20 protein-coding genes and 1 riboswitch are annotated in these 23,954 nt (G+C 42.5%); of the genes, 8 read left to right on the forward strand and 12 right to left on the reverse strand.

Features of this window, described 5'->3' with window-relative positions:
- Positions 1–208 precede the first annotated feature (208 nt).
- The 3 genes from ABID27_RS03295 to ABID27_RS03305 all read right to left on the reverse strand — a co-directional run bounded on the left by ABID27_RS03295 (position 209) and on the right by ABID27_RS03305 (position 4,416).
- Positions 209–2,896, reverse strand: a complete 2,688-nt coding sequence (locus ABID27_RS03295) for a cation-translocating P-type ATPase (protein WP_354280224.1) — start codon at positions 2,894–2,896, stop codon at positions 209–211.
- 225 nt (positions 2,897–3,121) lie between these two features.
- Complete coding sequence (locus ABID27_RS03300) at positions 3,122–3,511, reverse strand: YwiB family protein (RefSeq protein WP_253363719.1); 390 nt, start codon at positions 3,509–3,511, stop codon at positions 3,122–3,124.
- Positions 3,512–3,522: 11 nt separating this feature from the next.
- Positions 3,523–4,416 carry a TSUP family transporter gene (locus tag ABID27_RS03305; protein ID WP_354280226.1) on the reverse strand — a complete coding sequence of 298 codons (894 nt, stop codon included), beginning with the start codon at positions 4,414–4,416 and terminating at the stop codon, positions 3,523–3,525.
- Between the two features lie 105 nt (positions 4,417–4,521).
- On the opposite strand from ABID27_RS03305, the gene ABID27_RS03310 reads away from it, so the two are divergent.
- Genes ABID27_RS03310 through ABID27_RS03325 form a run of 4 tightly spaced genes read left to right on the forward strand, consistent with a single transcriptional unit; the run spans position 4,522 to position 9,089 of the window.
- Complete coding sequence (locus ABID27_RS03310) at positions 4,522–5,838, forward strand: HD domain-containing protein (protein ID WP_354280228.1); 1,317 nt, start codon at positions 4,522–4,524, stop codon at positions 5,836–5,838.
- Complete coding sequence (gene yidA, locus ABID27_RS03315; RefSeq protein ID WP_253363713.1) at positions 5,828–6,637, forward strand: sugar-phosphatase; 810 nt, start codon at positions 5,828–5,830, stop codon at positions 6,635–6,637. Before ABID27_RS03310 ends, yidA begins: the two co-directional genes overlap by 11 nt.
- Positions 6,637–7,857 carry an aminoacyltransferase gene (locus ABID27_RS03320; protein WP_354280230.1) on the forward strand — a complete coding sequence of 407 codons (1,221 nt, stop codon included), beginning with the start codon at positions 6,637–6,639 and terminating at the stop codon, positions 7,855–7,857. Before yidA ends, ABID27_RS03320 begins: the two co-directional genes overlap by 1 nt.
- Positions 7,854–9,089 (forward strand): aminoacyltransferase, encoded by a 1,236-nt coding sequence (locus ABID27_RS03325; RefSeq protein ID WP_354280232.1) that lies wholly within the window; start codon positions 7,854–7,856, stop codon positions 9,087–9,089. The genes ABID27_RS03320 and ABID27_RS03325 overlap by 4 nt, the downstream gene beginning before the upstream one ends.
- 24 nt (positions 9,090–9,113) lie before the next feature.
- On the opposite strand, the gene ABID27_RS03330 is transcribed toward ABID27_RS03325, so the two are convergent.
- The 8 genes from ABID27_RS03330 to ABID27_RS03365 all read right to left on the reverse strand — a co-directional run bounded on the left by ABID27_RS03330 (position 9,114) and on the right by ABID27_RS03365 (position 20,242).
- Positions 9,114–12,317 (reverse strand): GBS Bsp-like repeat-containing protein, encoded by a 3,204-nt coding sequence (locus ABID27_RS03330; RefSeq protein WP_354280234.1) that lies wholly within the window; start codon positions 12,315–12,317, stop codon positions 9,114–9,116.
- Positions 12,318–12,393: 76 nt separating this feature from the next.
- Complete coding sequence (gene tpiA, locus ABID27_RS03335) at positions 12,394–13,146, reverse strand: triose-phosphate isomerase (RefSeq protein ID WP_253363705.1); 753 nt, start codon at positions 13,144–13,146, stop codon at positions 12,394–12,396.
- Positions 13,147–13,334: 188 nt separating this feature from the next.
- Complete coding sequence (gene tuf / locus ABID27_RS03340) at positions 13,335–14,531, reverse strand: elongation factor Tu (RefSeq protein ID WP_253363703.1); 1,197 nt, start codon at positions 14,529–14,531, stop codon at positions 13,335–13,337.
- Between the two features lie 274 nt (positions 14,532–14,805).
- Positions 14,806–15,240 (reverse strand): MarR family winged helix-turn-helix transcriptional regulator, encoded by a 435-nt coding sequence (locus ABID27_RS03345; protein ID WP_253363700.1) that lies wholly within the window; start codon positions 15,238–15,240, stop codon positions 14,806–14,808.
- A 97-nt stretch (positions 15,241–15,337) separates the two neighbouring features.
- The gene (gene ppc / locus ABID27_RS03350) at positions 15,338–18,034 is read right to left on the reverse strand and encodes a phosphoenolpyruvate carboxylase (RefSeq protein WP_354280237.1); all 2,697 of its coding nucleotides are present in this window, start codon (positions 18,032–18,034) and stop codon (positions 15,338–15,340) included.
- A 30-nt stretch (positions 18,035–18,064) separates the two neighbouring features.
- Positions 18,065–19,279: a cell division peptidoglycan polymerase FtsW gene (ftsW, locus tag ABID27_RS03355; protein WP_354280239.1), complete on the reverse strand. Its 1,215-nt coding sequence runs from the start codon at positions 19,277–19,279 to the stop codon at positions 18,065–18,067.
- A gap of 101 nt (positions 19,280–19,380) precedes the next feature.
- A complete protein-coding gene (locus ABID27_RS03360) occupies positions 19,381–19,758 on the reverse strand; it encodes a DUF4430 domain-containing protein (RefSeq protein WP_253363694.1) in 378 nt (125 codons plus the stop codon).
- Complete coding sequence (locus ABID27_RS03365) at positions 19,730–20,242, reverse strand: hypothetical protein (RefSeq protein WP_253363692.1); 513 nt, start codon at positions 20,240–20,242, stop codon at positions 19,730–19,732. The genes ABID27_RS03360 and ABID27_RS03365 overlap by 29 nt, the downstream gene beginning before the upstream one ends.
- Before the next feature lie 131 nt (positions 20,243–20,373).
- On the opposite strand from ABID27_RS03365, the gene ABID27_RS03370 reads away from it, so the two are divergent.
- The 4 genes from ABID27_RS03370 (at position 20,374) to ABID27_RS03385 (ending at position 23,339) form a co-directional block, all read left to right on the forward strand.
- The gene (locus ABID27_RS03370; RefSeq protein ID WP_354280242.1) at positions 20,374–21,231 is read left to right on the forward strand and encodes a glycoside hydrolase family 25 protein; all 858 of its coding nucleotides are present in this window, start codon (positions 20,374–20,376) and stop codon (positions 21,229–21,231) included.
- Between the two features lie 19 nt (positions 21,232–21,250).
- Positions 21,251–21,349, forward strand: a riboswitch (TPP riboswitch).
- Between the two features lie 55 nt (positions 21,350–21,404).
- Positions 21,405–21,959: an energy-coupled thiamine transporter ThiT gene (thiT, locus tag ABID27_RS03375; protein ID WP_253363688.1), complete on the forward strand. Its 555-nt coding sequence runs from the start codon at positions 21,405–21,407 to the stop codon at positions 21,957–21,959.
- Between the two features lie 55 nt (positions 21,960–22,014).
- Positions 22,015–22,857: a DUF368 domain-containing protein gene (locus tag ABID27_RS03380; protein WP_354280244.1), complete on the forward strand. Its 843-nt coding sequence runs from the start codon at positions 22,015–22,017 to the stop codon at positions 22,855–22,857.
- Positions 22,854–23,339, forward strand: a complete 486-nt coding sequence (locus ABID27_RS03385) for an aminoacyl-tRNA deacylase (RefSeq protein WP_253363684.1) — start codon at positions 22,854–22,856, stop codon at positions 23,337–23,339. The genes ABID27_RS03380 and ABID27_RS03385 overlap by 4 nt, the downstream gene beginning before the upstream one ends.
- A gap of 335 nt (positions 23,340–23,674) precedes the next feature.
- On the opposite strand, the gene ABID27_RS03390 is transcribed toward ABID27_RS03385, so the two are convergent.
- Positions 23,675–23,953: an NAD(P)H-binding protein gene (locus ABID27_RS03390; protein ID WP_354280246.1), complete on the reverse strand. Its 279-nt coding sequence runs from the start codon at positions 23,951–23,953 to the stop codon at positions 23,675–23,677.
- Position 23,954: the final 1 nt, after the last annotated feature.

Here is a 23,954-nt window from a genome sequence, read left to right on the forward strand (position 1 = left end):
GCAATATAGCAACACAACTATTTGTATCTTGAAGCATGGTACAAGTTAAATCTATGTTAATATATTGTATCGTTCGTGAATATTATAATATATTAACATATTAAAAGTCAAGGGGATTTAATAATTATTTTAACTGACCATTGGTTACGGGCCCACAGTTCAAAATAAAACAAAAAACCCCAGATTCAATTGAATCTGGGGTTCTGTATTAAATAGCTTTTTCGTCTTGTCCCAAAGCACGTTGAACTGCTTTGACGATTTCAACCAAGATAACCATGAGTAGGCTTCCTACGACAACTACTAACCATTGTGTCACAGAAAGGTGCGACACGTGGAAGAATTTGTTAAATCCTGGAATCACCACTGTTGACATCAACATGACAAAGGCAATTGGGATAGAATAGTTAAAGAGGCGGTTCTTGAAGAGTCCCACTTTGAAGATAGACTGGTAAACAGACTTGACGTTGTAGGCATGAACAAGTTGGATGAGACCAAGTGTCACATAAGCCATTGTCAAAGCATCCTCATGCATCATGTGGTCGTTTCCGGCATGTTCTGGGAACATAAGGGCAAACCCATAGACACCGAGCACCAAGAGGGTTTGGAAGGCACCTTGATAAAGGATGGCTTCCATGACACCACCATCAAAGAAGCTTGATTTACGACCGCGAGGTTTGTGTTTCATGACACCTGGTTCAGCAGGCTCAACACCCAAGGCGATGGCTGGAAGAGTATCTGTTACCAAGTTAATCCACAAAAGATGAACTGGCTCAAGCACATCCCAACCAAACAAGGTTGCAAGGAAGATGGTAAAGACTTCAGCCATGTTAGCTGAAAGCAAGTATTGAATTGTTTTTTGGATATTTGAGAAGACTTTACGTCCTTCTTCAACGGCAACAATGATGGTTGCAAAGTTATCGTCCGCAAGGACCATATCAGAAGCTCCTTTAGAAACCTCTGTACCCGTGATACCCATACCGATACCGATGTCGGCTGTTTTCAGAGATGGCGCGTCGTTGACACCGTCACCTGTCATGGCAACAACCTTACCTTCCTTTTGCCAAGCTTTAACAATACGCACCTTGTGCTCTGGTGACACGCGCGCGTAAACAGAGTATTGCTTGAAGACTTTTTGGAATTCCTCATCAGACAATTCATTGAGCTCAGCACCTGTAAAGACATGGTCTTCTGTATCGTTCGGGTCAATAATTCCCAAGCGCTTCGCAATCGCTTCAGCTGTGTCTTGGTGGTCACCGGTAATCATGATTGGACGAATGCCTGCTTCCTTAGCGACACGCACCGCTGCAGCTGCTTCTGGACGTTCTGGGTCAATCATACCGACAAGACCTGCAAAAATCAGGTCATTTTCCACAATTTCTGTTTCCAATGTCGGAATGTCACTTGTGTACTTATAAGCCATCATGAGGACACGAAGAGCTTGTTTAGCAAGGTCTTTATTTGTTGCGAGGATAGCTTTTTTGTCCTCGTCTGTGATTGGACGAACTTTTCCAGCGATTTCAATCTGAGTCAAACGTTTAAGCAATTGGTCTGGGGCACCTTTTACAGCGATGAAATACTGACCGTCTGCTTGCTTATGAACCGTAGACATGAGCTTACGTGTTGAGTCAAATGGCAACTCAGCGACACGCGGTTCGTTCACAAGAACTTCACGCACATCAAAGGTATGGTCCAAACCGTACTGTACAAGGGCAGTTTCTGTTGGGTCACCAATCAATTTACCAGACGGGTCAACTTTTGTATCATTGGCAAAGTTCATGACACGAAGTGTGTTGTTGTCCATCGCGATTTCTGCCGCAGATGAAATCAATTGACCATTTGTATAAACTTTTTCAACGGTCATTTGGTTCATGGTCAAGGTACCAGTTTTATCTGATGCAATGATTTCTGTTGAACCAAGTGTTTCTACAGCTGGCAATTTACGGATGATGGCATTGCGTTTTGCAAGAACAGTTGAACCAAGTGAAAGGACAACGGTAACGATTGCTGGAAGTCCTTCTGGGATGGCTGCAACAGCAAGGGCAACAGCTGTCATCAAACCTGCAAGTGGCGCTTCACCACGAATAAAGACACCTACTGCAAATGTAATGGCTGCGATAACCAAAATAGCATAAGTCAAAATCTTAGACAGATTATCCAAGTTTTGTTTCAGCGGTGTGTCTGTCTCATCCGCATTATTCAGCATGTTAGCGATGTGACCGACCTCTGTGAAGGTACCCGTATTAGTAACCACGGCAACCCCACGTCCATAAGTAACGTTTGAGTTTTGGTAAGCCATATTGACACGGTCACCGATACCAGCGTCAGCTGCAACCAATTCTGAAAGATCTTTTTCAACAGGAACTGACTCACCTGTCAAAGCTGCTTCTTCAATTTTAAGTGAATTAGCTTCCAAGAGGCGCATATCAGCAGGAACAACATCGCCGGCTTCTAGAAGAACGATATCCCCTGGCACCAATTCTTTCGAGTCTACTTCGACAACATGACTATCACGACGAACACGAGCAAGTGGGCTAGACATTGATTTCAAGGCTTCGATAGCTGCCTCAGCCTGTCCTTCTTGGTAAACACCAAAGGCTGCGTTCAAGATAACAACCGCCATGATAATAATGGCATCTGTCAACCCTTCCATTCCTTCCGTTACCACAGAAAGAAGCGCTGCCGCCATCAAGATGATAATCATCAAATCCTTAAATTGGTCTAAGAATTTCATGAAGACACTGCGTTTCTCACCTTCTGCCAGCTCGTTACGACCGTATTCAGACAATCGTTTTTCTGCCTCAGCCTTGCTCAAGCCTTCATGTGAAGACTCTACAGATGCTAAGACAGCCTCTTCTTCGAGTGTATAGTACAACTCACGCTTTTGTTCTTTCAACAAAATTTCCTCCTTGCGGTCTCTCCTTTTCTTCCTGCCTAGCTGACAAAAAGAAAAGAGACCTGTTTTTTGTAAAACAAGTCTCGCTATTTCATACATTGCCGGAAATTCTTCGTACTGACGACAATGTCACAACCCAAAAGTTGCAAGCTACTCCCTCGATTTCATTTTATTATAGCAAAAATTGGTATTTTTTCAACCATTTTCTACTGAGGAAGTCGGGCAGTCTTATTCAAACCACTGAATATCCATCTTATATGAGGCGAAAATCTGGTCGCTGCCCAAGGCTTTCAAATCATACTGAAGCTGGATTGCCTGATTTTCACGATGCAAACTGTAGGCATAGGTATCCGTCACAAAATGCTGCAAGCCCATTGGTGTCGGAATGACGACAATGGCTTCTTCTTCTAAGACAAATCGCATCAGAGATTTCGGTGTTGAAAAACGTGTCATCACCAACTCTTTGTCTCCAGCTTTTATGATCACTTTTTCATTTTCTTCGTTGGTAAAAACCAGATAGTGCTGATTATTTTTTTCTGTCACTTCCACATCATAAATCTGATCAATCACTTCTAACTGATCATCCAGTTTGATTTCATTTTTAAGTCGAATTTGCATAAAAAATTTCCTTATTTATTTTTCTGAATTGTTTTTACGAAAGAAGAACGCAATAGCATCCCACCTGTATAAATGGCTATAACGATGACCAATACTTTTAACTTATTGATATCCAAATGCGTTAGAAAAATAGCTGCAGTCAGTACTCCCAGTACACCACCGCTGATAATCCCTGTTACCCCAGGCCAACTCACCCGACCAGACTCAATAAATTGCTTTGAGCCAGCTGTCATAATCATGGCTGCATTGAGCATCATGACCGGTAAAGCGACCGCAGGACTAATCCCCATCAGTGAAAAGAAGATGAGTTCTGGAGCATAATTCCCCAAGCCCATGGTCATCAGCATCCCCACTACAAAGTCAAAAAGGATACCTAGCACCAATTTTCCACCTGTCAACCCTCTCACTTGGTCGGTCAAACCTGCACCTGGATTGGTCAACATTCGGAAAATCATAAATCCTGCTGCAATAATCAGCAAGGTTCCGAGAATCTGTTGCACCATTTTCGTATTCCAATGCTGTGTCACCCGAGCTCCGGCGTAAGCCCCAGAAAATGCAGCTACACCCATTGCGACAAGCGTCACAAGATCCACTTTAACGATGGTAATAAATAGCAAGGCCTCAACCAAGACAGGGATAATATGAGCTGTCGTCATGGTAGCAGGAATTTTTCGGTCATCTTCCACTAACTTGGTCACTTTAAACAGTGTGGTCGTTGTTGCAAAAGTCCCAATTCCCAAGGTGTCAAGCAGATCTGTGACATAGCCAATCCAAAAACCTGTCCAAAAGCGCTCTTTCAGATTGACCCTTTCTTTTCGGGCGTACCCAACAATCATACTCAAAATGGCAATAATAATCAGCACCAAGAGTCCTTGGATGCCGTGTAAAATCATTCTATTTGTCATTATTTAATTATACGAGAAATGGGGCATTTCGTAAATAAAAACTTTTCAAGCTTCCTCCGACAGTCCAAAACTGCAGAAAATGCCCTTTTTTGATATAATAGTCACATGATTGAAAAAGTATTTCGTGATCCAGTTCACAACTATATTCATGTGGACAATGAGATCATCTACCAACTTATCAATACCAAAGAATTTCAGCGACTACGCCGCATCAAGCAGTTGGGAACAACTTCCTATACTTTCCATGGTGGCGAGCATAGCCGCTTTTCGCATTGCTTGGGAGTTTATGAGATTGCCCGACAAATTACTAAGAAATTTGAAGAAAAATACAGTGATAGTTGGGATGCGAGCGAGTCACTCTTGACCATGTGTGCCGCCCTCCTACACGATGTCGGACATGGTGCTTATTCTCATACATTTGAACGGCTCTTTGATACAGATCATGAAGAAATGACTTGTGCCATTATGACCAGTCCTGGAACAGAAATCCATGCTGTCCTCTCACAAGTTTCACCAGATTTTCCGCATAAAGTGGCAAGTGTCATCAACCACACCTACCCAAACAAGCAAGTTGTCCAGCTCATTTCGAGCCAGATTGATGCTGACCGAATGGACTACCTGCTGAGAGATTCCTACTTTACAGGTGCCAGCTACGGGGAATTTGACTTGACGCGGATTTTACGGGTCATTCGCCCTGTGGAAAATGGCATCGCCTTTCGCGAATCAGGTATGCACGCGGTAGAAGACTATGTGCTCAGTCGCTACCAGATGTACATGCAGGTCTATTTCCACCCTGCAAGCCGGTCCATGGAAGTCCTTTTGCAAAATTTACTGGATCGTGCAAAGGTACTCTATACTGCAGAAAAAGACTTCTTCCAGTTTTCATCACCAAAGCTGGTCCCCTTCTTCGAACACCGTGTGACATTGGAAGATTATCTGGGGCTGGATGATGGCGTAATGAATACCTATTTTCAGACCTGGATTGACGGACCAGATCGGACCTTGTCCGACTTGGCACAGCGCTACATCAATCGAAAAGTGCTGAAATCTATTACCTTTTCTGCCCAAGACGAAGAACAGCTAGACCAATTACGCAGTATCGTTGCAGATGTCGGTTTTGACCCTGAATACTATACAGCTATCCACCATAATTTTGATTTGCCTTACGATATTTACCGGCCTGATGCCGAGAAGAAACGAACACAAATCGAAATTATCCGAAAAGATGGTAGCCTGATTGAGTTGTCGCAGCTGTCTCCTATCGTTTCCTCCCTTGCAGGAACCGTGCACGGCGATAGCCGCTTCTATTTCCCAAAAGAAATGCTGGAGTCAACAGGTATCTTTGCAGAACAGACCAAGCGTTTTCAAACATTTTTTATCAAAAACGATCATTTTACAGATGGAGAATCAGATGAGCATTAAACTTGTGACCGTTGATATCGACGGCACCCTTTTGAATAGTAAAAAAGAAATTACACCCGAGGTTTTTGCGGCTGTCCAAGACGCCAAAGCTGCAGGTGTGAAAATCGTTATCACCACAGGACGTCCTATCTCTGGCGTCCACCACTTACTGGACCAATTACACTTGACGGAACCTGGTGATTATGTGATTTCCTTCAACGGCGGGCTCGTACAAGACACTGCAACTGGTGAGGATGTTTTAAAAGAAACCTTGTCCTACGACGATTACCTAGATTTGGAATTATTGGCACGTCGCCTTCAAGTTCCTATGCATGCATCCACCAAACAAGGAATGTTTACAGCAAATCGCAACATCGGAAAATACACCGTCTACGAAGCCATGTTGGTCAATTCACCCGTCTTCTACCGTACTCCAGAAGAAATGGCCGAGAAAGAAATCATCAAAATGATGATGGTCGATGAACCTGATATTTTGGATGCCGTTATCGAACAGATTCCTGCGGTTTATTTTGAGCGCTTCAACATCGCAAAATCTGCACCATTCTATCTTGAAATCACTCCAAAAACTGCCAGCAAAGGAAAAGCCATTATTGGCTTGGCTGAAAAAATTGGCTTAACCCTGGACCAAACAATGGGAATTGGTGACGAGGAGAATGACCGTTCCATGCTTGAAGTTGTTGGTAATCCTGTTGTCATGGAAAATGGAAATCCTGAACTGAAAAAAATCGCCAAATACATCACCAAATCAAACGATGAATCTGGTGTTGCACATGCTATTAGAGAGTGGGTATTAAAGTAATGTATTCTTATAAAGTGGGCATCTCCGCCCAAGAACACGACGAATTTGTCAAAGCACATCCACAAGTCAACCTCCTTCAAAGCAGCTCTTGGGCACAAATCAAAGACGCTTGGGGCAATGAACGTCTCGGCTTTTTCAAAGACGGCACTCTGGTAGCAGTCGCATCCATTCTCATCCAACCCCTACCACTTGGTTTGACCATGATTTACATCCCACGTGGACCAATCATGGATTACATGGATAAAGACTTGGTAGCCTTCGTGATGAAGTCATTGAAGACAGTCGCAAAAAGCAAACGCGCAATCTTTATCAAATTTGATCCGTCTATTTATTTCCAACAGCATTTGGTAGACCAAGATGGACAAGACCAAGAGCAGGCAAAATTAGTTATCGAAAATTTGGAACAAGCTGGCTGCAAATGGGTTGGTCGTACGGAAGACATTTCTGAAACGATTCAGCCACGCTTCCAAGCGAACATTTACGCAAAAGATTTTGTTCCTGAAGCCATTCCTAAAAAAGTACGCCAGTTGATGCGGATTGCTGAAAATAAGGGAGCTGTCATTGAAATAGGACACCTCAATCTGGTTGAAGAATTTGCCAGCCTCATGAAAAAAACAGAAGCTCGTAAAAGTATTCATCTCCGTAATCAAGATTACTATGAAAAATTACTCCGCACCTACGGTGATGACGCCTACATCACCATGGCCCGCCTAGACGTTGCTTCTCGCTACCAAAAGCAAGAACAGGAATTGAAAAAGCAAGAAGAACTCAAAGCGACCTTTACTGAAAATACGCGCGAAACCAAGGTCAATGCAACGCTAAAAGAAATCGAGCGCTTAACAGCTGAACTCGAATTTTTAAAACACTACTTAGACCAAGGAAAAACGATTGTCCCCCTAGCTGCGACCCTTTCTCTCAACTTTGGAACCTCGTCTGAAAACATCTACGCCGGCATGGATGATGAATTCAAACATTACCAACCTGCTCTTGCAACCTGGTATAAAACAGCGCTCCACGCTTTTGAAAATATGGGCATCACCCAGCAAAATATGGGCGGAATTGAAAATAAATTAGACGGCGGACTCTACAATTTCAAATCCAAATTCAACCCAATGATTGAAGAATTTATCGGTGAGTTCAACCTGCCTGTCAGCCCGCTATACGGACTCTTCAATCTAGCCTACACAATCCGTAAAAAACGGAGGAATAAACAATCATGACATTCGCCATACTGAGCCTCGAAGAATATCAGGCACATGCCCAAACCGTGACTGAGCGCTCTTTCTTACAAACGGAAGAAATGGCTAACTTGCTCAGCAAACGAGGCATGAAAACACAATTCGTGGGCTTGAAAAAGGAAGGAATCGTCCGAGTATCTGGTATCCTCTACAGCCTTCCGATGACTGGTGGCCTTCACATGGAAATGAACTCTGGTCCTGTGTCCTCCGACAAACAATACCTTTCTGAATTCTACAGAGAATTGGCTAAATACGCCAAAGAAAATGGTGCTCTCCAACTGATTGTCAAACCCTACGACACCTATCAAACCTTTGATAGCAATGGGCAGCCAAGTTCCGAAGAAAACGAGCAACTGATTACAGATTTGACCAGTGTCGGTTATGCTTTTGACGGTTTACAAACTGGCTATCCTGGTGGTGAACCCGACTGGCATTACGTTAAAAATTTGGCAAATGTGACCCAGGAAACTCTGCCAAATTCATTTAGCAAAAAAGGCAAGGCACTCCTCAAAAAAGCCAACACCTTCGGCATTCAAGTCCAAGTTCTGAAAAAAGAAGAATTGTCCCAATTCAAGGTCATCACTTCTGCCACTTCTGAACGTCGCGAATATGCTGACAAGTCACTTGACTATTACCAAGACTTCTATGACGCTTTCGGTGACCGTGCTCAATTTCTCTTGGCTACAATCAACTTTCAAGACTATCTTGAAAACCTCAGCCAGCAAGAACTGAAATTACAAGACAAACTGGCAACCATTCATTCCTTCTTGGAGCAGCAACCAAATTCTAAGAAAAAGCAAAATGAATCACGGGAAATCGCCAGCCAAATCGCTACATTTGAGACACGAAAAGAAGAAGCCCAAACTCTCTTAGCCAAATACGGCCAAGAAGATATTGCACTGGCTGCTAGCCTCTTTGTTTATACCCAGCATGAATTAGTCTACCTCTTTAGCGGCTCACTGACCGAGTTCAACAAATTCTACGCACCGATTGTCTTACAAGAGGCAGCCATGCGCGAAGCCCTAAAACGCGGGATCTCCTTCTATTCATTTTTGGGGATAACAGGACAATTTGACGGCAGTGACGGAGTTCTTCGCTTTAAGCAAAATTTTAATGGCTACATTGTCCGAAAAATGGGAACCTTCCGCTACTATCCACATCCACTCAAATTTAAAACACTTCAAGTCATCAAAAAACTTCTCAGAAGACAATAAAAAAGCTAGGTTTCCCTAGCTTTTTTAGTTTGTAAATCGACCTGAATAGTCAATATTTAAGTCAAAATTAGAATGTCCACTGAGAAGTGAGGCAACAGAGGTGAATTGCCATGCTGCTGCACCTGCATAATAGGCCATCTCACGAGCTTGATTGGCGGACATCCCACTATAATAAGGATAATGCGCCACCCACAAATTACTCATGCCAAAATTCGCGATGTTAATCGGACCTTTGACATTTACCTCGTTTTTATCCAACCAGCTTGCACCTGTATAATGAACCAGATTTGAATAGCCCAAGCTCCTCATCTCTGCTTCCCAAGTTTTCATGTTGGTATTGATATTATTACGCGTTTTTGGTTCTTCAATGTCATTTACCATCGTGATATTTTTTGACAAGCCTAATTTATTGGCTGCTGCCACAAAATAGCGTGCCTCCGCTTTGGCAGAATTAGCATCTGTAAAGTGAGAGTAATGGTAGGCTGATACTTTCAAGCCAACAGCCTGAGCATTCTTAATCTGATTAGCTGCATACGGGTTGAGGTAACTTGTCCCTTCAGACAATTTAACAACAACACCCGCCACGCCTTGTTGCATCAAGTTGCGGTAATCATCTGTTGACAATTCACCATTGTGGCTACTGATATCAATAAAGGATTGACCTGTCTTCTTAACGTAGTTGACTGTCGCAGATGTTGCAGCAACACCATAGCGCTGACCTTGGCTTGTTAGGTAGACATGGGCATTGATCTTGCCTTGTTCATACTTATGGTTTGCAAGACGAACTGTAATGCGGTAAGTACCATCAGACTGGCGTTCAGCTGGATACCAGATAATATCATTTTGATCATTCGCATCGGTCCAAACTGGGATTTCGATTTTGTCAATCCCTGCTGGTGCGTAGATATTTTTCACGACAACGTCGAAGGTGCCATAGGTATTATCAATATTGCTAATCGTTGCTACTGCTCTTGGATTGGTATTGGTAATAGCAACATTTGTTTTTGTAGTCGCTACTCCAAATTGCTTACCATCTGTTTGTTTTAGATACACATGGGCTTGATAAGCTCCAGTACTGTACTTATGGTCACTTGCTGAAACACTAGCTTTATAGCTACCATCTGCTTGTTTGACTGCTGTATACCACTTGATATCATCTTGACCATTGACCTCTGACCATACTGGAACCTGAACAGACTCCAAATTACCTGGAACCCAGACATTGGTCACAACAACGTCAAAACCACCGTTAGAAGTGTTATTATTGGTAATACGAACGGAGGCTGACGGCTTATCCGCTGGCAATTCTAGCTTAGTTGTAGTGATCCCTTGCAACTCACCATCGCTGTATTTGTAATACAGATGGGCATGATAGATTCCGACTTCATTATTATGGTCTTTTTTGTTGATGGTAATCTTATACGTGCCATTAGCTTGTTTGGTAGCTGTATACCACTTCAGGTCGTCCTGATTATTGGCATTGGTCCATACAGGAATTCGTACAGCTTGAATGCTTGATTTTCCAACCACATCAGAAGCAATCAGGTCAAAAGTTCCTGTTTTTTCATTTAGGTTGGCCACCGTCAGTTTTCCTGAAACAGGCAAGCTGAGATTGGTCGTCGTTGTTGCAATGCCACTCTTGGTCTGGTCACTATAGGTATAATAGAGGTGGACATTGTATTTTCCAACACCATTTTTATGGTCTTTTTTATTGACGGTTACTTTATAAGTACCATTGGCTTGTCTTACAGCCGTGTACCATTTGATATCATCTTGACCTGCCTCTTCTGTCCAAACTGGTACCTGAACACTAGAAATTGCCTTCGAAGACACAATATTTGACACCAAAACATCAAAGGTTCCCTGTTGATTGTTCACATTTGTGATTGTCAACTTCCCTTGTGGTCTACTTTGGATGGTCGTGCTAGTCGTTGCAATCCCTTTTTTGCTACCGTTGGTTAATTGGTAATAAAGATGCGCATGGTATTTCCCGACACCATTTTTATGGTCTCGTTTATTGACGGTTACTTTATAAATCCCATTGGCTTGTTTTACAGCTGTGTACCACTTGATATCATCTTGACCAGCTTCATCCGTCCACACTGGCACTTGCACTGACTGGATACCATTCCCAATCACATTCGACACCACCACGTCAAAAGTTCCCTGTCCCTCATTTACATTTTGGATGGACAAGGTTCCTGAATACCCATTTGGCTCTGGCAAGGTAAAGCTTGTACTGGCAATTCCTTGGTGCTTGCCAGTACTATACTGATAGTAGAGATGGGCATGATACAAGCCAACTCCATTTTTATGGCTTCTCTTGTTTACCGTTACTTTGTATGTACCATCAGCTTGCTTGGTTGCCGTATACCATTTGATGTCATCTTGACCATTTGCATCTGTCCAAATCGGTACCTGAACGGTTTGAATCGTTGAAGCACCAACTACGTTGCTAATCACCACATCAAAGGTACCTGCAACTGTATTGACATTACGAATGTTCAGCGTGCCATCAACTTTTGGCCCTGCTGCACCATAACCAGGGCCGAGCACAATTTTTGTTGCAGGGCTTGTTACAGTATTTTTTTCATTTTTAGCAGGGCTTGCCTTTGTACTACTTGTCGAACTTGTCTCTGTCGAAGTGCTAGACTTACTTGTAGTTCCCGTAGTTGAGCTAGCTAGTGTGGATGTTTTAGTCGCTGCGCTTGACGAAGAAGTTGTCGAACTAGTAGCCGTTTCCTTGGTCAGGTCTACTTCAGTACTAGAGGACAGAGTTGTCTTTTCAATCCCTTCTGCTTCTGTCTTCCATACAAACTGATAATCCTGAAAAACAAGTGTCTTTCCAGTTTCCGTCACCACTTCAAATTGGACAAATACAGGGGTTGAACTGTCCTTTTCAACCAATCCATCTCCTGCAGCAAGAGCTTGGTACTGGTTATTGCTATCCTTCGTAAAGGTAATTTCTTTCGGGGATGCCTGTGTTTTCTTTGTCCATAGGATAGCTTTTACTTGGCGAACCGTTACCGACAAATCAGACAAGGTTAACTTTGCCTTTCCTGATTCTAGAGAGACGGCTACCCTTCCAGATACTTTCTCATCTTCTACAGCCTTTTTAAGGGTTGGATCTGACACAATACTGTCTGCCAAAACTTGTTCACCAGCAACTTGAGCTACTCCAAGAGCAGCTGTGACAGCTCCTACATAGATAAGAGACTTATATTTCATTGTTTCTCCTGTTTATGTGATAAAGAACTCCTAACTTGTAGTTAGAAGTTCTTTTACTATTCTTCTTTTAATGTGATTAGAAGTTCAACAAAGCCAAGAAGCTTTCTGCTTCAAGTGAAGCACCACCAACAAGGGCACCGTCAACGTCTGGACAAGCCATGTATTCAGCAACATTTTCAGGTTTAACTGAACCACCGTATTGAATACGAACTTTGTCTGCAACTACTTGACCGAAGTCAGCAGCAACCACGTCACGAACTGCTTTACACATTGTTTGTGCATCGTCTTTAGTAGCTGATTTACCAGTACCGATAGCCCAGATTGGCTCATAAGCGATAACAAGTGAAGCTACTTGCTCAGCTGACAAATCTTTCAAAGCAGCAGATACTTGAGCACCTACAAATTCAGCAGCCTTCCCTGCTTCGTAAGTTTCAAGAGACTCACCACAACAGATGATTGGAGTCATACCATTTTTGAAAATAGCATGTGCTTTTTTGTTAATGTCTTCATCTGTTTCATGGAAGTAATCACGACGTTCTGAGTGACCGATAACAACATAGTCAACACCCATTTCGTTCAATACTTTAGGACTTGTTTCACCAGTGAAGGCACCAGCATCTTCAAAGTAACAGTTTTGAGCAGCTACTTTCAATTCTGAATCTTTAGCGAACCAGAGCAAAGCGTTCAAGTCAACAGCTGGAGATGCGATAGCGGCTTCAACCACATCACCTGAAGGCAATTTACCAGCAATTCCCTCTACAAAAGCTTGAGCTTCTTGAGGATTTTTGTTCATTTTCCAGTTGCCGGCAATAATTGGTTTACGTGACATTTCACATACCTCTTCTTCTTTAATTTTTACTTGTCTAGTATATCACAAAATAATCCAGAATTCTAGGTATTTTATTCCCTATAGAAAATTGACATCATTCTGTAATATAAAAAAACTCGCCACCCAAGGGTAGCGAGCCAATTATAAGTTGTCTGACTTTAATTGTTATTTCTGGGAACTCAATCGAATTAAGCTTCGATTTCTGTAACCATACCTGAACCAACAGTACGTCCACCTTCACGGATAGAGAAAGTAGTACCTTGTTCAACGGCGATTGGGTGGATCAATTCAACATCGATAGTTACGTTATCACCAGGCATTACCATTTCAGTACCCTCTGGCAATTTGATTGAACCAGTTACGTCAGTTGTACGGAAGTAGAACTGTGGACGGTAGTTGTCGAAGAATGGAGTATGACGTCCACCTTCTTCTTTAGAAAGGATGTAAACTTCACCTTTAAATTTAGTGTGTGGGTTGATTGAACCTGGTTTAGAGATAACTTGACCACGTTCGATTTCGTCACGTTGTACACCACGGAGAAGCACGCCAACGTTATCGCCGGCAAGACCTTCATCCAATTGTTTACGGAACATTTCAACACCAGTAACAACTGCTTTGTGTTTTTCTTCTTTGATACCAACGATTTCGATTTCGTCGTTGACACGAACTGTACCACGGTCGATACGTCCTGAAGCAACTGTACCACGACCAGTGATTGAGAATACATCTTCGACTGGCAACAAGAGTGGTTTATCAGTGTCGCGCTCTGGTTCTGGAATGTACTCATCAACAGTGTTCATCAATTCCATGATGATGTCTTCGTATGCTGAGTCACCTTCCAAAGCTTTAAGAGCTGAACCTTGGATAACTGGAAGATCGTCACCTGGGAAGTCGTATTCTGACAAGAGGTCACGGATTTCCATTTCAACCAATTCAAGCAATTCTTCATCGTCAACCAAGTCAACTTTGTTCATGAAGACGATAAGGTGTTTAACACCAACCTGACGTGAAAGAAGGATGTGCTCACGAGTTTGTGGCATTGGTCCATCAGTTGAAGCAACTACGAGGATCGCCCCGTCCATTTGGGCAGCACCAGTGATCATGTTTTTAACGTAATCCGCGTGTCCTGGAGCGTCGATGTGAGCATAGTGACGTTTTTCAGTTTCATACTCAACGTGTGCAGTATTGATAGTGATACCGCGTTCGCGTTCTTCAGGAGCAGCATCGATAGACGCATAGTCTTTTGGTTGGTTAACTGATGAAGGCAAGCGACGTGCCAATACAGTTGTGATAGCTGCAGTCAAAGTAGTTTTACCGTGGTCAACGTGTCCAATTGTACCAATGTTAACGTGTGGTTTACTACGATCGTATTTTTCTTTTGCCATTTTGGTAAAAGCCTCCAATAAAATATATTTTATAGTTAGACAGTAGGCAATACAGACTAACTTTACCTTACCATTCTATCAAATTACTGAGAAATTGCAAGTGTTTTACCTATTTTTCCACAGATTCTTCATTTTACAAATGCTAAGATGGCTGATTTGAAAGACAGACTTCGATGCACCAAGCATAGATATTAGACTGATAATCTTAAAGAAGAAAATTTGAATAACCATCCCATGAAAATACTTGTCAAAAACTTTCAAACAGATTTACTAGCTACTTTTCATCTTCTCGTTCTTTAAAAAGTAGTTTTTGTAATAGTTGCGACAGGGTCTCCTTCTCCTCTTTGGAGAAATGAGCCGTAAGTTCTGCTTCAATTTCTTGGCTTATCCGTGCGATATCCTGCGCCTTTTCCATGGCAAGTGAAGTCGCTGAGACATGCTTGCTCCGCTTGTCTTCTGTCGAAGCAATCCGCTTAATCATGCCCTTCTTTTCTAAATTTTGCAGAATCCCTGTTACTGTCGGATTGGTCATCCCGAAACGTTTTTCGATATCAATCTGGCGAATGGTCTGATCTGGATGGGTCGTCAAAAACTTTAAAATTCGAAATTGACTGGTCGTCAAATCTAGCTCCTGAGTGCGTCTGTTGGACACGCGCTCAAATGCTAATTCCGCCATTTTTACCAGAACACCGATACTCTCTTTTTTCATTTATATTGCTTCCTATTTTTTTACAAAAGTGTATCATAATTCACTGACTTTTTACAAGTACAAAAAAGTCCTGCTCACGAATAGCAGGACAATTCAATCAACCAGAATTACGCAAACCAGTTGCAATACCGTTGATGGTAATATGAATCAGATTTTCTTGGTCTGCACTCAATTGCCCATGACGGAGACGATTGATGAGTTCAATTTGGATATAGTTGAGAACGTTGAAGTAAGGCAGACGGTATTCCAAACTTGCTTTCAAGGATGGGAGTTCTGCTAGTAATTCTTCATTTTGCTCGATTTCAAGAATGATATTCTTGGTTAATTGCCACTCATCCAAGATAGTATAGAATACTTCGCGGACTTCTTCGTCTTCACACATTTTTGCGTATTCAAAGGCGATGTTCATATTGGACTTCGACAAGACCATGTCTACGTTTGACAATAGGGAACGGAAGAATGGCCAGTTTTGATACATTTTTTGGAGTTTAGCAAGATTTTCTGGTGCTTTATCAATATAGCGTTTGAAACTTGAACCAACCCCATACCAACCTGGTAGCATAATCCGGTTTTGTGACCAAGAGAATACCCATGGAATGGCACGCAGTCCACCGATTTCAGTAATGGTCTTACGAGCAGCTGGACGTGAACCGATATTGAGGCTCGAAACCTCACGAATCGGACTAGCTGCAAAGAAATAATCATAGAAATGTGGATTTCCAAAAACCAAATCACGGTAGATGACATAGCTATCATCGACAATGCCATTCATGATGTCGCGGTAGTCTTCCAAATCATCCGGATTGGTAATCAACTGCGTCACCATACGGTCAAGCGTCGCTGATACAAGCATTTCCAGATTGTAGTAGGCAGCGTCCTTGTTTCCGTATTTATTCCCAATCACTTCCCCTTGCTCTGTCAAGCGGATATGGTCTTTGATGGAGCCAAATGGCTGTGAAGTAATGGCATCATAAGATGGGCCACCACCACGGCCAACTGTACCACCACGACCGTGGAAGAAGGTAATTTTGATACCGTGTTTTTGGCCAATTTGAGTCAATTCATTTTGTGCCTTGTAGAGCGTCCACCCTGATGACAAGTAACCGCCGTCCTTGTTTGAGTCTGAGTAACCCAACATGATTTCTTGGTAAGAATCATTGCCCTTAATCCATTTTTGCGTAATGTCGAGGTCAAGGTAATGGCGCATGATAGCTGATGAGTTATCCAAGTCTTCGATTGTTTCAAAAAGGGGAACAATCTGTACACGGGCACGTTCGCTGTCTACGAGTCCGACTTCTTTGAGAAGGACTGCCAATTCCAGCATATCAGATACACTCTCTGAATGTGAAATGATGTGCTGTTTGATGACTTCTTCTCCCAACTTGTCTTTTAATTCTCGAGCTGCTTGGAAAATAGCCAATTCTTTTTGGAGCTGTTCTGATTTTTCGACATGAGTTGCAGATAGAATACGTGGGTCTTCTGTTAATTCACGCAACAAGACGGCACATTTTTCATCCTCTGACAAACTACTGTAATCCTCAACGACACGCGCCGATGCCAGCAATTCTGCCACACTTGCTTCATGGATACTTGAATCTTGGCGCATATCGATGGTTGCCAGATAGAAACCAAATGCTTCGACTGCCTCTAGCAATTCTGTAAAATCACCTTGAATCAAGCCTTTAGATTTATTCTCTTCTAAAGAGACTTTGATTGCGAGGAGGTCAGCTTGGAATTCTTTGACATTGGCATAGCGTACCTCATTTTTTACATCATGGATGAGATAGTCGCGGGTATTGCGCAATTTCATCTGGATATAATGGAAGGCACGGCGATAGGGCTCATGTTCACGGTAAACAGACGTATCTTCTGACAAAGCAGCCAAGGCTTGTACTTCTTCGCTGACCGTCACAATAGTTGTCGAGAGCGAAAAAGTCCGATAAAGCTGGAAGAGTTTTTCATCATAGTAATTCATGATGACTTCTGCCTGTGTCAAAGCAGATAGTTTCAAGGTTTCTGCCGTTACGAATGGGTTTCCGTCGCGGTCTCCACCAATCCACATGCCCATTGAAATTGGGTGTGGATTTTGTAGTTGAATCCCTTTGGCTGCTGCTAGACGTTTGTACTCAGCTTGTAACTTGGTAACGGCTTTGATAAATGAAGAGTTGTAATACTCCATCACATTGGTGATTTCATTGGTGACCTTGAGTTTTTTCTCACGAATCATCTCTGTCTGCATGATGATTTCAATGTACGAACGGAGTTCATCTTCCCACTTGGTTTTATTCAAAAGACCTAATTTCACATCGCGGTAACGGCGCAAGAGCTCATGAATTCTTTTTGTCAAATCCAGCATAGACTGGCGTTGCACTTGAGTTGGATGGGCTGTCAAGACCGGTACAACCGTCAAATGCTCCAAGATTTCTGCGGCATCTTCTCGATCAGCAACTAGGTCAATCGTTGTGGACAATTTTCCAAGATAATCATTGCCGAGGTTGTTTTGCAAATTGATTTCATAGGCTAAGTCAACATCTTCTGAGATATTGATTAAAAGCGGTAAGACTGCAAAATAGCGAGAAATAACGGCCAGTTCATCATTGGTTAATTCACCGATAATCTGAAGCAGGCGCTGGTAATTATCATGAGTGGACAAGGCTGCCAACTCGACAATCTTGTCAAATGTTTCGGGTGAAATCATCTGACGCGCCACATCTCGTAGGGTGTTGGTCAAAATGATGACTTCTTCCATGATGGTTTCTTTGTTGTTCAAGTTCTCTAATTTTTGAATAGACATCTATATCCCCTTTTCTATCCCTAAATAAGCCTATTGCACTAGAGTGCGTTCGATTTCCTCATGAATTAATTCGCGTTTTTCATTAGCATCAATGTTGAGTACAAAACCGATACCAACCGAAATAATCAACAAACTATTCCCACCTTGTGACAGGAATGGGAAGGTAACCCCCGTCGCAGGAATCAAGCCTGAAATTCCTCCGACATTGACAAAGGTTTGAATCAGCAGCATGGCAGCGACGCCAAGCGCCATCATCGAATTGAATGGATTGCGTGCACGAATGCCCACTACAATAATCCGTAGAATCAAGAAGAAGAGCAGGCCTAGAATCAAACTAGCCCCAATCAATCCCAACTCCTCAATGGTAATGGCAAAGGCGAAGTCCGTATGTGCTTCTGGAAGGTAGCCGTTTTTCTCGATGGAATTTCCCAAACCAAGGCCAAACCAGCCGCCATTACTCATAGCGTAATAGGAATTGGCCAGCTGATGTCCCGCATCCGTTAAATCCTCAAATGGATTGAAGAAGGCGGAAAATCGTTTGGCGATATAGCCGACAAATGGTACTCTAGCCACTGTCTCCACACCGATAATCCGAATGGAGGTCAGTACGGTAAAGGAGCCTGCAATGAGGGCCATTAGCCCCGCAGAAAACCAGCGATGGCCAATCCCACTAACCGTTATCATCACCATGATAATCAAGGCAATAATCGTCGCATTCCCCAAGTCGGGCAAACTTGCAACCAAACCAAGTGAAAGCAAACTAATCACGCGCCAGTCATTGAACTTCTCAGGATACCAACGCCCTTTTGTTAAGGCTTGATAGTCATAGATACGAACATCGCCTTGGATACGCGCGAACTTATGCGCTAAAAACCAGATAATAATCAATTTCAAGTATTCGGCGGGCTGAAATCCAATCGGTCCCAAACGAATCCAACCATGGGCTCCATTGACTGCATCAAAGAAATGGGAGATAACCAGCAAAAACCAGTCAATCAGCACAACCACTCCAATCAAACCGCCTCGTCGCAAAAAACTAAGGCGCATCTGATAAATCAACCAAATTGCAACTAAACTAATCAGCCAAAATGCTGCCTGACTAATCACCAATTTAAAGGGATTTCCACCATCTTTTATTTGCAAAGAACTGGTGGTTGAATAAACCATAATCAGCCCGATCACCGATAAAATCAAATAAGGGACCAGGATAGAGTAGTTCAGCAAATGCCGTTTGTCAATCTTCATTTCCCCTCCTCATTCCGTTTTAATATTGCCATATTATACCATATTCTTTCAGAAAAGTCTGAACTTTCTATCATAAAAAGAGGCCAATGTGACCTCCTTGTTTACTTATAAGTTTGAAGATAAAATTTAATCTTGTCACCGTCTTTGGCAACTTGCTCCTCGACACCTTTTGGTGCCATCTCACCATTTACATCATACATCCAATAAGTAGATGTTGCTTGGTCTTGGTTCACACCGTCAATCGATGTCACCATCCCTGATTTCAGCTCGATTTTGTGGCTTTTTTTCAAGATGTTAGCCACCTTATCACCTTTCTTGAATTCAACAGTCTGGCTGTCTGTCTTATCAGCTGAAAATTCAACCGTCAGAGTAGCTGTGTAGGTTTTCTCACTTACTTTTTCAGCCGCCTTTTGAGGTTGGCAGGCAATTAAAAACAAGGGCAGGAGCAAGCTAAGTGCGAGTAAATACATTCTTTTCATGATAAAGTCTCCTAAATAATTGATAAATAAGCGGATAAAAAATAATGGTTGAAACAGCATGTAAGCCATCAAAAGTTAGACCATTTAACCAGTAAACCCACAATTTGGCCCCAAACTGCGCAGCTGTTGGAATACTGATGATAAACCCATAAGCGAAAGCCATAACACCTGATAGCCCACTCTGAAGCGAGACTCCCCAAGACAAACCCTTGGTCAAAGGCAATACAATTAGGCGCCAAAAAAGCATAATAAGTGCAAAACTCAGCACCTGCCAAGCGACAACAATGGAAAAGCCAAAGTAAATGCCGCTACCAATCATGGTCAAGGCCATAATCAAGAGGCAATCTACCAAAGGAAGATAGAGTAAACTAACCAGAAAAATAGCTGTAATCGGCTTGACATTGGGAAAAGCACCAAATGCAAATCGAAGGGCAATGGCTAGTGCGGATAAGACCGCTATCTGGCTCATTCTTTTGGTGGACATGTAAACTCCCTTTATTTTTTATCGTTCCTTTTAAGAGTAGACTATTCCCTTGTCTCTGTCAAGTTTCAATTTTGTCCCCATTTTAGTTTAGTTTTTTGATTTTTTCATTGATTTACGGTAAAATGTATGAGATGAGAAAGAAAATCAAACCATTTTTTGTAATCGCCTTCTTTCTTTTGTTTGTCGCAATGATCCTAACAACAAGAGGAATGGCTAACCAACAAAAACAAGTAAAAAATCGACAAGTAAGCAGTACTACTTCAATTAGTACCGTGAGTTCTTCGTCAACGACCAGCACGTCATCTAGCTACTACATCGAAGATGCCCTATCTATGAAGCCCATCATTGACGTATCAGGCTGGCAATTACCATCTGATATGGACTACGATGTCGTTTCTAAAAATATTTCGGGTGCCATTGTCCGGATTCAAAGTGGCTCACATACCAAAAAGGACAACAACGCTTCTGACCAAAATGGTCTGGATAAATCCTATAAAACCCACATTGAAGAATTTCAGAAACGAAACATTCCTGTCGCTGTCTATGCTTATGTGACCGGCAAAGATGAAAAAGCCATGAAAAAAGAAGCCGCTTCCTTCTATAATGCTGCTTCAAAATACAAACCAACCTTCTATTGGCTAGACGTTGAAGAAAAAACGATGGACGATATGAATGCCGGCGTTGAGACTTTCCGACAAGAATTGAAAAAACTCGGCGCAAAAAATATTGGTATCTATATCGGTACCTACTTCATGGAAGAACATTCTATTTCAACTGAGAAATTTGATTCTGTCTGGATTCCAACCTATGGGACGGACTCTGGCTACTACAATGCCGCTCCAAATACAGATTTAGACTATGATTTGCACCAATACACATCTGCAGGCTACATCAATGGATTCCCGCATTCTCTTGACTTAAATCTGCTCACGACACTGAAAGATCCAAACGAAGTTTATAAAAAACTCTTTACAGTTCCTGCAGATTAAGCTATAATGAAACCAATTACATAACACAAAGGAGTGCCTCTGGCTGAGATCGTAGTACTACGAAATCCTCGAACCTGATCTAGTTCACACTAGCGTAGGAATTGTGCTTAACAGACCCTGTCTGGATAACTCACGACCACCCACTCCTTTGCCTATCGACAAAGGAGTTTTTTATGTCAAAAAATTTAAATGCACTTGTTGAAACAGCCCTCATCGCCGCAGTGGCAATGGCTCTATCCCTCATACCAGACTTTGCTAGCTGGTTTACCCCTTCGTTTGGTGCGGTTCCGCTGATTTTATTTGCCCTACGCCGAGGAAGCAAGTACGGTCTAACCGCTGGGTTAATTTGGGGCTTGCTCCATTTTGCACTTGGTCGTGTCTACTACTTGTCTCTCTCGCAAGTTTTCCTGGAGTACATTGTTGCTTTTACAACTATGGGAATTGCCGGCTACTTTTCAGATTATTTTAAAGGGCAGTTAAAGTCTCAACAGACCAAAAAGGCTCTATTGACTGCTCTTGGTGCTGCTAGTCTGACAGTATTTATCCGCTATGTGATTCATTTTGTTGCCGGAGTCATCTTCTGGGCAAGCTACGCTGGCGATATGTCGCCTTATCTCTACTCTTTCATTGTGAATGGAACTGCGGGTGGCTTTACTTTGGCATTTGTCCTACTCGCGCTGGGAATATTGATTCCTACCCAGCCACATCTCTTCTTACCTCGTAAATAGTCATTCTAAAAAAGTGTGGTACAATGAAGTATCACATTTTTATTTGGAGGTTTTCATGGTTTCTTGGATTGCAAGAATCATTAAAGGGATGATTATCGCACTTGGTTTCATTCTTCCAGGCGTTTCTGGTGGGGTGCTGGCCGCTATTTTAGGAATTTACGAGCGTATGATTGGATTTTTGGCACATATTCGTAAGGATTTTGTCGAAAATGTTCTCTTCTTTATCCCAATTGGGATTGGTGGTATCTTGGGAATTGCTCTCTTTTCTTTTCCAGTTGAATACCTACTCCAACACTATCAAGTGATCGTTTTATGGGGGTTTGCAGGGGCTATCATCGGGACCATTCCAAGTCTCTTAAAGGAATCAACTCAAAAATCTCCTCGCAATCAGGCAGATTGGGCATGGGCTATCGGTACATTTGTCATTTCAGGATTGCTTCTCTACTTCTTGAATGACTTGGTAGGTACACTTCCAGCTAACTTTGCTAGTTTTGTCCTTGCAGGTGCTCTCATTGCACTTGGTGTCTTGGTGCCAGGACTAAGTCCGTCAAACCTACTCTTGATTTTGGGGATTTACACACCTATGTTGACTGGTTTTAAAAATCTTGACTTGATGGGCACATTTCTTCCTATCGCCATCGGTGGAGTTCTAGCTATCTTGGCATTTTCAAAGGCCATGGACTATGCGTTGCAAAACTATCATTCACGGGTCTACCACTTTATCATCGGGATTGTTTCTTCTAGTACCTTACTCATCCTTATCCCAAATGCTGGAAATAAAGAATCCATTTCTTATGCAGGGGTTGGTATTGGAACTTGGCTATTAGCCTTGATTTTCTGTGGTTTGGGTATCTGGCTTGGACTTTGGATGAGCAAACTTGAGGAAAAATACAAATGAGCAAGAAAACAAAGCTGAAAAAAACATTGGTTGACCAAATCTTGGACAAGGCTAACATTCAACACGATAGTCTCAGCTTAAATGCCCTAGAAGGAAATCTACCTGAAGACATCGCGAAAGAAGATATTTTTAAAACACTGGCTCTAATCGGTGATAAGACTGGACCTCTGATTGGAATCCTGCCCATCACCGAGCATCTTTCGGAGAAAAAGCTGGCTAAGATTTCTGGAAATAAAAAAGTCAGTATGATTCCCCAAAAAGATCTTGAAAAAACAACGGGCTATGTGCACGGGGCCAACAATCCTGTGGGCATTCGACAAAAACACAATTTCCCTATTTTCATCGATCAAATCGCGCTGGAAAAGGGACAAATGATTGTCTCTGCAGGGGAGTTGGGGCGGTCAATTCGCATCGATAGTCAGACTTTAGCTGAATTTGTAGGTGCTGAATTTGCAGATATCCGCGAAATTGAAAATGCTTGAGAATTCTCAAGCATTTTTTATATTTTCTAGAAGAGGATAGACGTCGTTTTCTATGGCTTGGAGAAGTTGAGCTGCTACCATTTCAAGTGGGAAAGCTGGAACTTTTTCGCAAAGTAAGAAGCAATCGGTATCTTTTTCATGCTGGAAAGCAATCTAGCTTGCCACAACGTGGCCGGTCTCTCTTCGCCATAAATCAATCCTGAGCGCAATATAACGGAGATCACAGGACTTGCTAAGAGCAAATTTTCAGCTGTCTGCTTACTCTTGACATACGACGGATAGCCAACATTTGCGGACAGGTAAATCATTTTCTGCACCGACCATTTTTGACAGAGTCAGACTGCTTTTTCCATGGCGACAACATTAGCCGCATGCAATTTTCGAGGGTCAATTGCTCCTATCAACTGGACCACCACATCAAACTGTTTACTCGTCTTCAATGTTTCAACTTCTAAGATATCTCCTGGAAGATGCTTAATACGCGGGCTTTCAAACAGCTGACCTTGTCCAGGATTGCGAGATAGGTAGGTCAATTCGTGACCATGCTCCAAGGCCTGCCTCATCAGGAATTCCTTTCCTACAAATCCACTGCCACCTAGCACAAGAACTTCCATC

This window comes from Streptococcus gallinaceus, from assembly GCF_040545695.1.
Classification (GTDB): domain Bacteria; phylum Bacillota; class Bacilli; order Lactobacillales; family Streptococcaceae; genus Streptococcus; species Streptococcus gallinaceus.

Excerpts from the sequence above, each read along its gene's own strand:
- ABID27_RS03300 (WP_253363719.1), bottom strand. The coding sequence starts at position 3,511 with ATGCAAATTCGACTTAAAAATGAAATCAAACTGGATGATCAGTTAGAA.
- ABID27_RS03305 (WP_354280226.1), bottom strand. The coding sequence starts at position 4,416 with ATGACAAATAGAATGATTTTACACGGCATCCAAGGACTCTTGGTGCTG.
- ABID27_RS03310 (WP_354280228.1), top strand. The coding sequence starts at position 4,522 with ATGATTGAAAAAGTATTTCGTGATCCAGTTCACAACTATATTCATGTG.
- yidA (WP_253363713.1), top strand. The coding sequence starts at position 5,828 with ATGAGCATTAAACTTGTGACCGTTGATATCGACGGCACCCTTTTGAAT.
- ABID27_RS03320 (WP_354280230.1), top strand. The coding sequence starts at position 6,637 with ATGTATTCTTATAAAGTGGGCATCTCCGCCCAAGAACACGACGAATTT.
- ABID27_RS03325 (WP_354280232.1), top strand. The coding sequence starts at position 7,854 with ATGACATTCGCCATACTGAGCCTCGAAGAATATCAGGCACATGCCCAA.
- ABID27_RS03330 (WP_354280234.1), bottom strand. The coding sequence starts at position 12,317 with ATGAAATATAAGTCTCTTATCTATGTAGGAGCTGTCACAGCTGCTCTT.
- tpiA (WP_253363705.1), bottom strand. The coding sequence starts at position 13,146 with ATGTCACGTAAACCAATTATTGCCGGCAACTGGAAAATGAACAAAAAT.
- tuf (WP_253363703.1), bottom strand. The coding sequence starts at position 14,531 with ATGGCAAAAGAAAAATACGATCGTAGTAAACCACACGTTAACATTGGT.
- ABID27_RS03345 (WP_253363700.1), bottom strand. The coding sequence starts at position 15,240 with ATGAAAAAAGAGAGTATCGGTGTTCTGGTAAAAATGGCGGAATTAGCA.
- ppc (WP_354280237.1), bottom strand. The coding sequence starts at position 18,034 with ATGTCTATTCAAAAATTAGAGAACTTGAACAACAAAGAAACCATCATG.
- ftsW (WP_354280239.1), bottom strand. The coding sequence starts at position 19,279 with ATGAAGATTGACAAACGGCATTTGCTGAACTACTCTATCCTGGTCCCT.
- ABID27_RS03360 (WP_253363694.1), bottom strand. The coding sequence starts at position 19,758 with ATGAAAAGAATGTATTTACTCGCACTTAGCTTGCTCCTGCCCTTGTTT.
- ABID27_RS03365 (WP_253363692.1), bottom strand. The coding sequence starts at position 20,242 with ATGTCCACCAAAAGAATGAGCCAGATAGCGGTCTTATCCGCACTAGCC.
- ABID27_RS03370 (WP_354280242.1), top strand. The coding sequence starts at position 20,374 with ATGAGAAAGAAAATCAAACCATTTTTTGTAATCGCCTTCTTTCTTTTG.
- thiT (WP_253363688.1), top strand. The coding sequence starts at position 21,405 with ATGTCAAAAAATTTAAATGCACTTGTTGAAACAGCCCTCATCGCCGCA.
- ABID27_RS03380 (WP_354280244.1), top strand. The coding sequence starts at position 22,015 with ATGGTTTCTTGGATTGCAAGAATCATTAAAGGGATGATTATCGCACTT.
- ABID27_RS03385 (WP_253363684.1), top strand. The coding sequence starts at position 22,854 with ATGAGCAAGAAAACAAAGCTGAAAAAAACATTGGTTGACCAAATCTTG.
- ABID27_RS03390 (WP_354280246.1), bottom strand. The coding sequence starts at position 23,953 with ATGGAAGTTCTTGTGCTAGGTGGCAGTGGATTTGTAGGAAAGGAATTC.